The sequence below is a fragment of the Pedobacter sp. 01T416_2 genome (genome assembly GCF_056398925.1).
The window spans coordinates 1-13,242 of record NZ_JBFTQI010000059.1 but is presented as its reverse complement, the minus strand read 5'-3'; the positions used below and the strand labels follow the sequence as shown (position 1 = coordinate 13,242).

Below are 13,242 nucleotides of genomic sequence, written 5' to 3'. Positions count from 1 at the left end.
CTCTTAGTCTTAGCGTCTTTCCTAGTCTTAGTTTTTGCCATGGAGACTCGGAGAACACGGAATTACATGATGAGGTCTTAGCGGATGCTAAGACCAGAGCATATCTTGGCGAGACGCTAAGACCAGAGTTTAGGCTGTCGTTTCTTTTCAGCAATGACGAACTAATTTTTCCCAAATGAAAAAAACCTTTCCAAAATGGAAGGGTTTTTTTATGCCTAATTTAACTTTAATAACTCTTTATTATTGTAAATATCTGTAAATCAATTGTTTGTGATTTGTTTTTCTTTTATGGTATAAGAGTTGGCTAATGGCATGTAAAATCAATACAATCATGACAATACTCATTTTTTTAATCCTAATCCTGCTCTGCTGGGCTACTTACAAATCAATCGACTGGTTCGAAAAAATCTAACATTATGATCGCATTATTCATTATCGCCATCGCCGTATTTATCTATATGATCTACGTGCTGATCAAACCCGAAAAATTTTAATCTTTTCTCCTTTAAGGAGCGCAATTAACAAATCAAAAAATGAACACCGAATTAACAGGCATTATCGCCACCTTCCTGCTCACCCTGGTCATCGCAATACCATTGGGTAAATACCTGGCTAAGGTTTTTGCAGGAGAAAAAGTCTGGACAGATTTTTTAAAACCATTGGAAACTGGTATTTACAAGCTTTCCGGAATCAATATTAAAGAACAGATGAACTGGAAACAGCAGTTAAAAGCACTGCTTACCATTAATATACTATGGTTGTTTTACGGCTTTTTTGTCCTCATCTTTCAGGATAAACTTCCATTCAATCCGGATGGCAACTCTGCGATGACGCCAGATTTGGCTTTTAATACCATTATCAGCTTTGTTGCCAACTGTAATCTGCAGCATTATTCGGGCGAAAGTGGCGTAAGTTACCTTACCCAGCAATATGTGCTCATGTTTCTTCAGTTTGTAAGTGCGGCAACTGGTATTGCGGCTGCGGTAGTCCTTTTTAAAGCCTTTAGAGATAAAACAACAACCGAGCTTGGTAACTTCTGGGAGTTTTTTGTAAAATCGATTACCCGTTTATTGTTGCCTTTATCACTTGTGGTTGCTTTAATCTTAACTTTTAATGGTACCCCAGCAAGCTATGAGGGTAAAGATCAATTTATTTCCCTTCAAGGTGATACCGTACATGTTTCGAGAGGACCAGCTGCTCAAATGATTGCCATTAAACATTTAGGTACAAATGGTGGAGGTTATTTTGGGGCCAATTCGGCACATCCTTTTGAAAATCCAAGCTACTTTACCAATATGGTAGAAATGATTGCGCAAACAATTATCCCTTTAGCGATGATCATTGCATTTGGTTATTTTATCCGTAGAAAAAAACTAGCCTGGACCATTTTTGGTGTAATGACCATTGGTTTGTTTATGTTGCTTTTACCAACCTTAAGTTCAGAGTTGGGCGGTAACCCGGCCTTGGCTAAAATGGGTATCTCGCAAACTACCGGTGCAATGGAAGGTAAAGAAGTGCGCTTCGGTCCGGCAGCTACTGCTTATTGGAGTACACTTACCACTGTAATTTCTACAGGATCGGTAAACGGGATGCACGATAGTACCATGCCTTTAACCGGATTATGGCAATTACTGGCCATGATGATCAATTCATTCTACGGAGGCTGCGGCGTAGGTTTATTGAATTACTTCATTTATTTAATTGTTGCTGTATTTATTTCAGGCTTGATGGTGGGAAGAACACCAGAGTTTCTTGGGCATAAAGTAGAGGCAAGAGAGATTAAGATTGCAGCGATTATCACTTTGTTAAGTCCGTTTTTGATCCTTGCTGGAACAGCCATTGCAAGTTATGTTTTTACCAGTCATGGCGATGCTGCATGGGCTGTTCAGCCTAAAAACTGGCTCAATAATCCTGGTTTCCATGGATTCTCAGAAATGTTATATGAAATGACTTCATCCAACGCTAACAATGGCTCAGGGTTTGAAGGACTTGGCGATAACAATATCTTCTGGAATCTATCTACCGGTATTGTGATTTTCCTTGGTCGTTTTTTACCGATTATCGGACCTGTTGCCATCGCTGGATTATTAGGCGCTAAAAAATTCATCCCTGAATCTGCAGGTACACTTAAAACAGATACCAAGACCTTTGCCCTAATGACTTTCGCGGTAATCATCGTGTTAAATGCACTTTCTTATTTCCCTGCTCTGGCTTTAGGTCCATTAGCAGAATATTTTACCATGCTTAAATAAACATACAAATGAAACCCAATAATAAATTGTTCGAACCTGCCTTGGTGCAGACCGCGCTAAAACAATCTTTCATCAAACTCGATCCAAGGGCAATGGTGCGTAATCCGGTCATGTTTACTGTGGAAATAGGAACACTGGTAATGGCTTATGTTACTGTGTACTCTTTTAGCCATAGCGGACAGGGATCACCGTTATACAATTTCTTCATCTTTTTAGTCTTATTGCTTACCGTGCTGTTTGCAAACTTCGCTGAAGCCATTGCAGAGGCAAGAGGGAAAGCACAGGCAGACAGCCTCCGTAAAACAAGAGAAGAAACACCTGCAAAGGTACTTTTGGCCAACGGAATCATCGAAATCCGTTCGTCCAACCAGTTAAAGAAAGGCGATGTGTTTATTTGCGAAACAGGCGATACCATCCCAACTGATGGAGAGATTATTGAAGGTATTGCCACTATTGACGAATCGGCCATTACCGGCGAGTCTGCTCCTGTAATTCGCGAATCGGGGGGAGATAAATCTTCAGTAACCGGAGGTACAAAAGTATTGTCTGATGAGATTAAAGTTCAGGTAAGCACTGCTCCAGGCGAAAGCTTTTTGGATAAGATGATTGCCTTGGTTGAAGGTGCATCGCGCCAGAAAACACCAAACGAAATTGCTTTAACCATTTTACTGGCCAGTTTTACCCTGGTGTTTATCATCGTATGCATAACGTTGAAACCTTTTGCCGATTACGCCAATACGCCGATTACCATTGCTGCACTGATCTCGCTGTTTGTATGTCTGATCCCAACCACCATAGGCGGACTTTTATCTGCCATTGGTATTGCCGGAATGGACAGGGCATTAAGAGCCAACGTAATTACCAAATCGGGTAAAGCGGTAGAAACTGCAGGTGATATTGACGTATTGCTTTTAGACAAGACCGGAACCATCACCATTGGTAACCGTAAAGCAACCAACTTTTATCCAACAGCAGGAGTAAACATTAAAGCTTTTACTGATGCCTGTTTGCTGAGCTCTTTGGCCGATGAAACCCCAGAGGGAAAATCAATCATCGAACTGGCTGCTGAGCAGGGTGTTAAATCTGCCGGAACACCTCAGGGATCTACTTTTATCAAATTTACTGCCGAAACCCGCTCAAGTGGATTAGATACCCTTGATGGAAGAAGAATTAGAAAAGGGGCTTTCGATTCAATCAGGAATATTGTAGAAAAAGCTGGAAATATTTTTCCTTCCGATATCGAAAATCATGTAAAGGCCATTGCTACCAATGGAGGAACGCCACTTGTGGTGTCTGAAAATGAAAAGGCCCTTGGCGTAATCGAGCTTCAGGATATTATTAAACCAGGGATCAGCGAACGTTTCGAACGTTTAAGGAAAATGGGTGTGAAAACCGTGATGGTTACAGGTGATAATCCATTAACAGCTAAATATATTGCAGAGAAAGCTGGTGTTGACGATTTTATAGCTGAGGCCAAACCCGAGGATAAAATGAACTACATCAAAGACGAACAGAACTTAGGCAAACTGGTAGCAATGATGGGAGACGGTACCAATGATGCGCCTGCCTTAGCACAGGCAGATGTCGGTGTAGCCATGAACAGTGGGACACAGGCTGCAAAAGAGGCAGGTAATATGGTCGATTTGGATAACGACCCTACTAAACTGATCGAAATCGTAGAGATCGGTAAACAGTTACTAATTACACGTGGTACACTAACTACTTTTTCCATCGCGAATGATGTGGCCAAGTATTTCGCCATCGTTCCGGCATTGTTTATTGCTTCAATTCCTGCCTTGCAAAGCCTGAACATTATGGGGCTGCACTCACCAGAATCAGCCATCATGTCGGCAGTAATTTTTAACGCCATCATTATCCCGATCCTGATTCCACTGGCATTAAAAGGTGTGGCTTACAAACCTATCGGCGCAACTGCTTTATTACGCAGAAACCTGTTTATATATGGTATTGGTGGTGTAGTAGCCCCATTTATAGGGATTAAAATAATCGATTTATTGGTCGGTCTATTTGTGTAAAGTATTCTTCATTCCCGCGTAGGCGGGAATCTTAAATCTATTGCATTAAGATTCCCAATCAAGTTGGGAATGACGAATCGAATAAAAAATTAAAAGAATATAAAAATGAAAAAGTATATCATTCAATCTATCCGCTTAACCCTAGTCCTATTGGTACTGTTATGCGTAGTATATCCAATCACTGTGGCCTTTATTGGAAAAATGTCTAAAGGCAACGGTGGCGGAGAAAAAATCACCAAAAATGGTAAAACAGTTGGTTATGCGTTGCTGGGTCAATCTTTTACCAAACCGCAATATCTCTGGGGAAGACCATCAGCGGTTGCTTACAATGCAGCGGGTTCTGCAGGTTCTAACAAAGGGCCATCAAACCCTGATTATTTAAAAGAGGTGCAGTCGCGTATCGATACCTTATTGAAATACAACCCAGGTATCAAAAAATCAGATATTCCTGCCGATATGGTTACCGCATCAGGAAGCGGGCTTGATCCGAATATTTCTGAACAGGGTGCCGCGATCCAGGTTGCAAGAGTGGCAAAGGCCAGAAAAATAGATGAGAAGAAAGTGAAAGAGCTAATTGCCATGAATACTCTTAAGCCTTTTATGGGGCTTTTTGGCCCCTCATCGGTAAATGTGTTGAAATTAAACCTTGCCCTGGACGAACTTTAAAAAACTGACCATCCTGCTGCCTGCCTGTAAAGCGTTTGCCAAAACAGTCCGGCAGGCAGCATCACCGGTCAATCTGACAATACCCAAGAATTAACAATAACCAAGCAGATGAGGCCCGTAAAAACGAGCATGGGCCTCATTGGCTTTGCCTTACACAAAACAATTCCAATTTTATGAAAAAATTAGTATTACTAGCCGCTGCAGTTACAGCCGGATTCTTCGCAAAAGCACAGGAAGAACCGAAAATTAAAGTGAGCGGCTATCTTGAAGCCTATTATGGATACGATTTTAACAAACCAGCCGATCATAACCGTCCGGGGTTTATTTATTCACATAACCGTGCAAACGAGGTAAACCTGAACCTTGGTTTTATCAAGGCAGCTTATGATAGCGGAATGATCAGGGCTAATTTAGCAGTAATGGCAGGAACTTATGCCAATGCAAATCTTGCTGCTGAGCCTGGCGTATTAAAAAATATCTTTGAGGCCAATGCTGGCGTGAAATTATCCAAATCGGAAAACCTTTGGGTTGATGCCGGAATCTTTTCTTCGCACATCGGTTTTGAAGGTGCGGTTTCAAAAGACTGTTGGGTGTTAACCAGAAATATTTCTTCTGAGAACACCCCTTATTATGAGTCGGGTGCAAAAATTACTTATGGTACCAAAGATGGCAAATTTACAGCAACAGCACTTTACCTTAACGGATGGCAGCGTATTACCCGCCAGAATGGAAATAACAAACCTGCGGGCGGACTTCAGCTAACCTGGAAACCAACAGACAAGATCATGGTAAACTACAGCAATTATCTTGGAACTGAAGGTGCTGATTCGGTTAGGGTAAACAGGTTTTACCACAACGTTTATGGCATCTTTCAGGTTACCGACAAATTTGGTGTAACCGTTGGATTTGACTATGGAACACAGCAGAAAGCAAAAGGTAGTGATGATAAAAACGAGGTGATTTCACCTGTGGCAATACTTCAATATAAATTTGCACCAAAATGGGCTGTTGCCGGAAGGTTCGAATATTACGAAGATAAAAACGGGATCTTTATCGCCACCGGAACACCAGAAGGTTTCAAGACAAAAGGCTACTCGTTAAACCTTGATTATTCGCCAATCTCCAATGCAATTATCCGTCTGGAAGGAAAGGCCTACGATAGCAAGGATAAAATCTTTGTGAGGGATGCAGCAGCAGTAAATGCCAATACAGCCCTTACAGCGAGTATAGCGGTTTCGTTTTAATAAGAGTCAGTTCGTCATTTCGAGCGGAGCGCCGCGTAGTCGAGAAATCTAATGCAGATCTCTCCATTGCGCTGCGCTTCAGTCGAGATGACGACCATTTTAAAAATGAAATTAACTTTTAGGATAACTCTTTAACAAAAACAATGCATCCATACATAGAAATATTGTTCAGCCTGTTTTTAGCATTCCTTGGAATGTTAATGATGAGAAAATTAAGCTCATTAAAAAGGAAAAGAACATCTGCTATCAAAAAAAGTTATGCTACTGAAAAATACTTTAAACTGATTTCCAGGAAGATTTCACTTAAATTTATGATGGTATTATTTACCCTTATGATTGTTGCCATCACCATATTAATAGAAAAAGGAATAATGGTTGTTACCTGGTAAAAAGATCATGGAAGAAGAACAAAAAGAAGAATCGGTCAGGCATTTTTTGGATCTGGTTAAAAAATCCAGGCGCGGAAAGCTCAAAATTTACATCGGCATGAGTGCCGGTGTGGGTAAAACATACCGTATGCTCCAGGAATCGCATGCCTTGCTGCGGAATGGGGTAGACATTTGTATCGGCTATGTTGAAACCCACAAAAGAGCAGAAACAGAAGCCCTTGTTGCGGGCCTTCCCATTATTCCGCGAAGGAAAATTTTCTATCGTGGCAAAGAAATCGAAGAGATGGACCTGAAAGGAATTATGAATCGCCATCCTGAGATTGTTATTGTAGATGAACTTGCACATACCAATGCCGAGGGCAGTAAGAATACCAAACGCTGGCAAGATGTTTTCGACCTGCTCGAAGCAGGGATCAGTGTGATCTCGGCCGTAAATATTCAGCACCTGGAAAGCATTAATGAGGAAATTGAGCAGATTACAGGCATCGCTGTTACCGAACGTATCCCGGATAAGATATTGGAGATAGCCGATGAAATCGTGAACATCGACCTTACCGCTGACGAATTGGTTACCCGCCTTAAAGAAGGCAAAATTTACGATCAATCAAAAATTGAAAGAGCACTTGGCAATTTTTTTCAGTCCGATAAAATTCTTCAGCTGCGCGAACTGGCCTTAAAAGAGGTGGTGCACCAGGTAGAACGGAAAATCCAGACCGAAATCCCAAAATCAATTAAACTTCGGCCTGAACGTTTTTTAGCCTGTATTTCTTCTAATGCCGAAACCGCAGGGGTAGTGATCCGGAAAACAGCAAGATTAGCTTCCTATTACCGATCGCCATGGATTGTGTTGTATGTGCAGAGCGATAGTGAAAGCATGGAACGTATTAAACTCGATAAGCAGCGCCATCTGATTAACCATTTTAAACTGGCTACCGAGCTTGGGGCCGAAGTGATCAAAGTAAAGAGTAATGCGATAACCAAAACCATCATCGATATTGCAAACGAGAAAGAAATTACCACCATTTGCATCGGAAAACCCCATCTAAATATTTTTCAGGTCATTCTGCGTACGGCGGTTTTTAATGGTTTGTTGAAGAATCTGGCGATGAAGGATATTGATTTGGTTATCCTATCGTAAATAACAATGGCTGGCCACATCATTCTCAAATAATCAAAACCATATCCCTTTATATCGGGTTAAAATAATAGGACCTATAGAAGCAATATGGAAAAAAAAGATACCAAAACACATTTGATTAACGAGATCACCACTACAGGATTACAAACTGCGGCTAAGAAATTGGGCGCTTCGGCAAGTAAAGCACAGATTAGAAAAGGTGTTTCTCAAAACATCAGTTTAATTGATAAATTATTACGCATCGCGCTGATTAAAAGTAAAGATTCGTCGAAAAGGGTACAGAGAGACATAGACTTTGTTGGCCTGGGAATTATTGCAGCACATACCTTTTACCGCGGCTTTAAAAAGAAAAAACGATTGTTGATTTTTGAAGGCGCTTTTCTTACGGCTGCACTTGGAGGGGTATTATTGGCCACGCAACTTAAAACATTAAAACGGCAAATTGCGTGATATTTTGGAGTTGCGGAAAGTCGTCATCTCGATCCGATAGCTATCGGATGAAACGTAATGAAATGGGGATCTGAATAGATTTAGCTTCGCAAAGCACTATTTGGTTTCCAGACTGCGTTACACGCTGATCGAAATGACGATTTCTTTATTGTGGTTTACACCAATACCGAACCACCATCTACCACAATTACTTGCCCTGTGCCGTATTGTTGTTTCATGGTGTATAAAAATGCCTGTGCAATATCGCCGGCTTCTCCAACGCGCTTTACAGGTAAACGTTCACCTACACCAACATAGAGGTTATTTCTATCCTCATCGCTCATGCTGTTCCATAAATTGGTTTTAACCACACCTGGTGATACCGAATTTATACGTACTGGTGCTAGTTCTACAGCCATTGCACGGGTAAAACCTTCCACGGCGCCACAAATACTGGCCGCTACGCCCCAGCCGGCACTTGGTCTTGGGCTGGCAATACCTCCTGTTAAATTAATAGAACCGCCTGCCTTAATTTTCTTTGCTGCATATTTAACTGCAGCAAAAGCCCCCCAATACCTTAATGTAAAAAACTGACGGGCATCATCCAGGTTAGTTTCATTAATCGTATTCAATACCATATTTTCGCCTGCTGTATATACCAGGTGATCGAAAGGTTCGACCGAATTAAAAAACTGTTTGATGTTTTCTTCTTTACTCAGATCTACGGCAAAGCCTTGGCAGTTTTCGGGTAAGGATTTTAATGCCTCATTAATCCTGTTTTCATTACCGGAAACAATTACCACTTTTGCACCATCGTGCGCTGCGGCCTGTGCTGTTGCAAAACCTAGGCCTGAGCTTCCTCCTAATACGATCACTGTTTTTCCTTTCAGTGTAAATTCATTTGCTTTTATTTTCATGATGTTGTAAATTGAAGTGCAAATTTTGAGATATCAACGACCAATTCACTTACCAATTGGTAAAAACGGTCTGAGCTTGTATTTTTTGTCCAACTCAATTCCATACCATATATAAATCCCAATGCCGAACAAACTTATCAGCTATCTGAAACTGTACCATCAAATTTCGGCAGCAGAAGAACAGTATATCGTGGAAGCCTTTAATCCCAAAATGTTTAAAGAAGGAGAAGCGCTCTCCCAGCCAGGCAGTATTAGTAAAGAACTTTTTTTTATTGTTGATGGTGTACTCCGGATCGTTATCCGAAATGAAAAGGGGAATGAAGTGACCCATTACTTTTTAAAGGAAAATCAGTTTTGTACGATATTGAATAGTTTCCATAAGCAGATACCAGCAGAAGAGTGTATACAAGCAGCCTGCAATTGTGAGGTTTTAGGTATTAGTAGAACAGCGCTTTTGAAACTTTACGAACAGGTACCATATCTTAAAACACTTATTGATCAGATTACACAACAAGCTTTAATAGACAAGATCAATATCCGAAATGCCTATTTAGGGCAGGATTCTGCCAATAGATACCGGTTGTTTGTTACCCGTCAGGCCGACATTGCCCTACGTATATCATTAACAGACGTAGCTTCTTATTTGGGCATCACACCACAATCTTTATCCAGGATCAGAAGGAAGATCAATAGCTAGTGGTTATCTTCACTTAAACGTTAATCAACTAACAGATCAGGGATACGTTTATGGATAAGAAAATATGTTTATTGGGAGATGATAAGGGAGGCTATTTTGGCATTTCTTGCTTTAAGCTGTTCCTGTTCAAAAGCAATACCCGATTATTGTAGTCTTGCCATTCATTTTAGCATATTCTTATGACACTTTTTATCCAAAAAATTGTTCAGTTTGTATAACCCTAGGGCAATAATTATTTTATCATAAACATTAATTTAAAAAGGAAAAATGGATTTACAGTTAAAGCATAAAACGGCTTTTATAAGCGGCTCTACCGCTGGGATCGGATTCGCAATTGCCGAAAGTTTATTAAAAGAAGGTGTAAAAGTAATTATCAATGGCCGGTCGCAAAGCAGTGTAGATGATGCAGTGAAATCGTTGCAAGGTATTGCTGGGAGCGAATTTATTTCAGGAATAGCTGCTGATTTTTCGAAAGCCGATGAAGTAAATGACCTGATCGATAAACTACCAGAGATAGATATTCTGATCAACAACGCAGGTATTTTCGAACCTAAAGCTTTTGAAGAGATCAGTGACGACGATTGGTTTAGGTTTTTCGAAGTTAACGTAATGAGTGGGATCAGGTTGTCGCGGCAGCTATTCCCCAAGATGTTAAAGAAAAATTGGGGCAGGATTATTTTTATCTCCAGCGAATCGGCCGTGTTTATCCCGGATGAAATGATCCACTATGGCATGACTAAAACTGCACAGCTGGCGGTTAGCCGTGGTTTGGCAGAATTAACCCAAGGTACCGGGGTAACCGTCAATTCAATTTTGCCAGGCCCTACCAAATCAAAAGGGGTAGGTGTTTTTATTGAAGATTTAGCTAAAAATGGAAACATCACTATTGCTGAGGTAGAAGCCGATTTCTTTAAGAACATGCGGCCCACTTCCTTACTGCAACGCTTTCTTGATGTGAGTGAAATTGCAAATGCGGTTACTTTTTATGTAAGTCCGTTAGCCTCCGGAACCAATGGGGCTGCCATTAGGGTGGAAGGCGGTTTAGTGAGATCAATATTGTAGCAGATTTAGGCGTTTATATTATGCTGGTGAACTTTTAACTTATCATTTTCAGCTGCTAAAAAAAGACTTCTAATAATATTGGGGAGCACTGAAATATTTTTTTTGCTGCACGTAGGGGTAAGTGTCGTGTTTGTTGTCTCATTTTAAAATCAGACAGAAATGGACACAACTTCGACAAAAATTAAAAACAGCTTGGCTACAAGCATTAACTTCAAAAAAGCATCTGGTGTTAAAGCATTAGGTTTAGCTATACTATTAAGCACAGGTTTAAATGGTTTTGCACAAGAAGGCAAAAAAGGGAAAGTAAATATTGGTTTTGTATACCCGGTAAGCACAAACGGAACCCATGCCTCGTTAGATACAAATGTATTTTCTTTAAACGCTTTGGTTGGTGTTTCGGCAGCAGAAAAAGGGCTGTCATTCGCAGGCCTTTCCAATATCGTGCGTAAAAATGCTAGTGGTACACAGTTCGCAGGTTTTTCTAACCACATTGGTGGCAAAGCAAGTGGGGCGCAGTTTGCAGGTTTTATCAATACTTATGGTGGAGGGAATGGGGCCGCTATTGCAGGTTTCGCCAATATCTCAAAAGAAAACAGTGGCGCGCAGGTAGCTGGTTTTATGAACTGGACTTCGAAAAATGTTTCCGCCGTGCAGGTTGCAGGTTTTATGAATAAGGCTGCCGATGTAAAAGGTTCACAAATTGCAGGTTTTATCAATGTGGCAAAGAAAGTGAAAGGCGTTCAGCTTGCTGGTTTTATTAACGTGGCCGATAGCAGTGATTATCCGATTGGGATTATCAATATTGTTAAAAATGGCGAGAAAAGCATTGCTTTAACTACCAACCAGAATTTAACGACCATGGCCACATTCAGATCGGGCGGGAAAGTATTATATGGTATTATCGGCGCTGGTTATAACTTTAAAAATAAAGATGAAGTTTATGCTTTCGAAGCAGGTTTAGGTGCTCACTTTTTTCAATCAGAACACTTTAGGCTAAATGCAGAACTTACCTCGGGTTCATTGCAAAACTTTAAACGTGGCAATTATTTCAAATCTACCTTTCAGTTACTGCCTTCGCTTAGGATAGGTCAGAATTTAGAAATTTTTGCAGGGCCATCGTTCAATTTTGTATCAACCAATACCGAAGAGGGAAAAACCCTACAGAAACACTACATAAAAAGCTGGGATAGAAAAGACAATACCCTACATGCCCTGTTTTTAGGTTATACAGGTGGTTTGGCCATTAGTTTTTAAAATGAATGATTGAATAATTAAATGATTGAATGAGTGAGTTTTGAATGAGGGAATGATTGAGTTTCGCATACCGTCCAACATACACTCAATCTCTCATTCAAAATTCAATAATTAATAAACCTATATATGATTGAATGAGTGAGTTTTGAATGAGGGAATGATTGAGTTTGCATACCTCCAACATACACTCAATCTCTCATTCAAAATTCAATAATTAATAAACCTATATATGATGAATGAGTGAGTTTTGAATAAGGGAATGATTGAGTTTGCATACCTCCAACATACACTCAATCTCTCATTCAAAATTCAATAATTAATAAACCTATATATGATGAATGAGTGAGTTTTGAGTGAGGGAATGATTGAGTTTTGCGTACATCCAACACTTACTCAATAAATCATTCAAGATTCAATAATTAATAAACATATATATTTGATTACAATTAAACCCGTGGAATTAACCGTAGTAGCTTCCAAAATCAGCCATCAATACCATGATGATACCGCATTTGAACATTTGTTCAAAACGCATTACAATGCACTGCACGCTTATGCTCAGGTGATTTTAAAAGATGAAGATGTTGCTGAAGAAATTGTACAGGGAATGTTCTTAAAGTTTTGGGAAAAAAGAGAAAACCTTAAAATACAATCTATAAAAGCATACCTCTACAAATGTGTTTACAACGATAGTTTAAACTACATTAAACAGGAGAAAACCAAAAGCAAATACCAGGAATTTACGGTACACACCATGAATACAGAACATGAACCTGCTGCTGCAAAATTCGAATTTACTGAACTACAGCAGCATTTAAGAGATGCCCTGAACCATTTACCAGAACAATGCCGCACCATTTTTCAAATGAGCAGGTTCGAAGAATTGAAATACCGCGAAATTGCCGATCATTTAGGTCTGTCAATCAAAACGGTAGAAAATCAAATGGGAAAGGCTTTAAGGATTTTAAGACTAAAACTTGCCGATTTCCTGGTGTTTATTTTACTCGGATTATGGTATTACAACGATTTTTTTAATTAGAAGAAAGCGCATGACTGATGAATTATTGATAAAGGTTCTTCTAAAAGAAAGTACTATAGAAGAAAACGAAAAGGTAGAAAAGTGGTTAAACGCTGCCGAAGCCAATAAAAAACATTTTA

At 40.0% G+C, this 13,242-nt stretch carries 13 protein-coding genes; 12 read left to right on the top strand and 1 reads right to left on the bottom strand.

The window, feature by feature from the left end:
* The first annotated feature begins 416 nt into the window (after positions 1 to 416).
* The 8 genes from AC1DPQ_RS04410 to AC1DPQ_RS04375 all read left to right on the top strand — a co-directional run bounded on the left by AC1DPQ_RS04410 (position 417) and on the right by AC1DPQ_RS04375 (position 8,175).
* Positions 417 to 494: a potassium-transporting ATPase subunit F gene (locus tag AC1DPQ_RS04410; RefSeq protein ID WP_082035969.1), complete on the top strand. Its 78-nt coding sequence runs from the start codon at positions 417 to 419 to the stop codon at positions 492 to 494.
* A gap of 39 nt (positions 495 to 533) precedes the next feature.
* Positions 534 to 2,252 carry a potassium-transporting ATPase subunit KdpA gene (gene kdpA, locus AC1DPQ_RS04405; RefSeq protein WP_477582072.1) on the top strand — a complete coding sequence of 573 codons (1,719 nt, stop codon included), beginning with the start codon at positions 534 to 536 and terminating at the stop codon, positions 2,250 to 2,252.
* Positions 2,253 to 2,260: 8 nt separating this feature from the next.
* Positions 2,261 to 4,288, top strand: coding sequence for a potassium-transporting ATPase subunit KdpB (kdpB, locus tag AC1DPQ_RS04400; RefSeq protein ID WP_477582074.1), 2,028 nt, complete (start codon positions 2,261 to 2,263; stop codon positions 4,286 to 4,288).
* Between the two features lie 105 nt (positions 4,289 to 4,393).
* The gene (locus AC1DPQ_RS04395) at positions 4,394 to 4,954 is read left to right on the top strand and encodes a K(+)-transporting ATPase subunit C (RefSeq protein ID WP_477582076.1); all 561 of its coding nucleotides are present in this window, start codon (positions 4,394 to 4,396) and stop codon (positions 4,952 to 4,954) included.
* A gap of 173 nt (positions 4,955 to 5,127) precedes the next feature.
* On the top strand, positions 5,128 to 6,198 hold the full coding sequence (locus AC1DPQ_RS04390) for a porin (protein WP_477608110.1): 1,071 nt from the start codon (positions 5,128 to 5,130) through the stop codon (positions 6,196 to 6,198).
* Between the two features lie 143 nt (positions 6,199 to 6,341).
* A complete protein-coding gene (locus AC1DPQ_RS04385) occupies positions 6,342 to 6,587 on the top strand; it encodes a hypothetical protein (protein ID WP_477582080.1) in 246 nt (81 codons plus the stop codon).
* Positions 6,588 to 6,594: 7 nt separating this feature from the next.
* Positions 6,595 to 7,725: a sensor protein KdpD gene (locus AC1DPQ_RS04380; protein ID WP_477608108.1), complete on the top strand. Its 1,131-nt coding sequence runs from the start codon at positions 6,595 to 6,597 to the stop codon at positions 7,723 to 7,725.
* 87 nt (positions 7,726 to 7,812) lie between these two features.
* Positions 7,813 to 8,175 carry a hypothetical protein gene (locus tag AC1DPQ_RS04375; protein ID WP_477580257.1) on the top strand — a complete coding sequence of 121 codons (363 nt, stop codon included), beginning with the start codon at positions 7,813 to 7,815 and terminating at the stop codon, positions 8,173 to 8,175.
* Positions 8,176 to 8,330: 155 nt separating this feature from the next.
* Here AC1DPQ_RS04375 and AC1DPQ_RS04370 read toward each other — a convergent pair whose 3' ends face one another.
* A complete protein-coding gene (locus AC1DPQ_RS04370) occupies positions 8,331 to 9,071 on the bottom strand; it encodes an SDR family oxidoreductase (RefSeq protein WP_477580255.1) in 741 nt (246 codons plus the stop codon).
* A 121-nt stretch (positions 9,072 to 9,192) separates the two neighbouring features.
* Between AC1DPQ_RS04370 and AC1DPQ_RS04365 the strand changes: the two genes are divergently transcribed.
* From AC1DPQ_RS04365 to AC1DPQ_RS04350, 4 genes are all read left to right on the top strand, one after another.
* On the top strand, positions 9,193 to 9,768 hold the full coding sequence (locus AC1DPQ_RS04365) for a Crp/Fnr family transcriptional regulator (protein ID WP_477580253.1): 576 nt from the start codon (positions 9,193 to 9,195) through the stop codon (positions 9,766 to 9,768).
* Between the two features lie 267 nt (positions 9,769 to 10,035).
* Complete coding sequence (locus tag AC1DPQ_RS04360) at positions 10,036 to 10,830, top strand: SDR family NAD(P)-dependent oxidoreductase (RefSeq protein ID WP_477580251.1); 795 nt, start codon at positions 10,036 to 10,038, stop codon at positions 10,828 to 10,830.
* Positions 10,831 to 10,989: 159 nt separating this feature from the next.
* Entirely contained in the window at positions 10,990 to 12,084 is a 1,095-nt protein-coding gene (locus AC1DPQ_RS04355; RefSeq protein WP_477580249.1) for a hypothetical protein, read from the top strand.
* 436 nt (positions 12,085 to 12,520) lie between these two features.
* Positions 12,521 to 13,123, top strand: a complete 603-nt coding sequence (locus AC1DPQ_RS04350; RefSeq protein ID WP_477608106.1) for an RNA polymerase sigma-70 factor — start codon at positions 12,521 to 12,523, stop codon at positions 13,121 to 13,123.
* Positions 13,124 to 13,242: the final 119 nt, after the last annotated feature.

Coding starts and splice junctions, on each gene's coding strand:
- AC1DPQ_RS04410 (WP_082035969.1), top strand. CDS start 417: ATGATCGCATTATTCATTATCGCCATCGCCGTATTTATCTATATGATC.
- AC1DPQ_RS04360 (WP_477580251.1), top strand. CDS start 10,036: ATGGATTTACAGTTAAAGCATAAAACGGCTTTTATAAGCGGCTCTACC.
- AC1DPQ_RS04355 (WP_477580249.1), top strand. CDS start 10,990: ATGGACACAACTTCGACAAAAATTAAAAACAGCTTGGCTACAAGCATT.
- AC1DPQ_RS04395 (WP_477582076.1), top strand. CDS start 4,394: ATGAAAAAGTATATCATTCAATCTATCCGCTTAACCCTAGTCCTATTG.
- AC1DPQ_RS04365 (WP_477580253.1), top strand. CDS start 9,193: ATGCCGAACAAACTTATCAGCTATCTGAAACTGTACCATCAAATTTCG.
- AC1DPQ_RS04380 (WP_477608108.1), top strand. CDS start 6,595: ATGGAAGAAGAACAAAAAGAAGAATCGGTCAGGCATTTTTTGGATCTG.
- AC1DPQ_RS04390 (WP_477608110.1), top strand. CDS start 5,128: ATGAAAAAATTAGTATTACTAGCCGCTGCAGTTACAGCCGGATTCTTC.
- AC1DPQ_RS04385 (WP_477582080.1), top strand. CDS start 6,342: ATGCATCCATACATAGAAATATTGTTCAGCCTGTTTTTAGCATTCCTT.
- kdpA (WP_477582072.1), top strand. CDS start 534: ATGAACACCGAATTAACAGGCATTATCGCCACCTTCCTGCTCACCCTG.
- kdpB (WP_477582074.1), top strand. CDS start 2,261: ATGAAACCCAATAATAAATTGTTCGAACCTGCCTTGGTGCAGACCGCG.
- AC1DPQ_RS04370 (WP_477580255.1), bottom strand. CDS start 9,071: ATGAAAATAAAAGCAAATGAATTTACACTGAAAGGAAAAACAGTGATC.
- AC1DPQ_RS04375 (WP_477580257.1), top strand. CDS start 7,813: ATGGAAAAAAAAGATACCAAAACACATTTGATTAACGAGATCACCACT.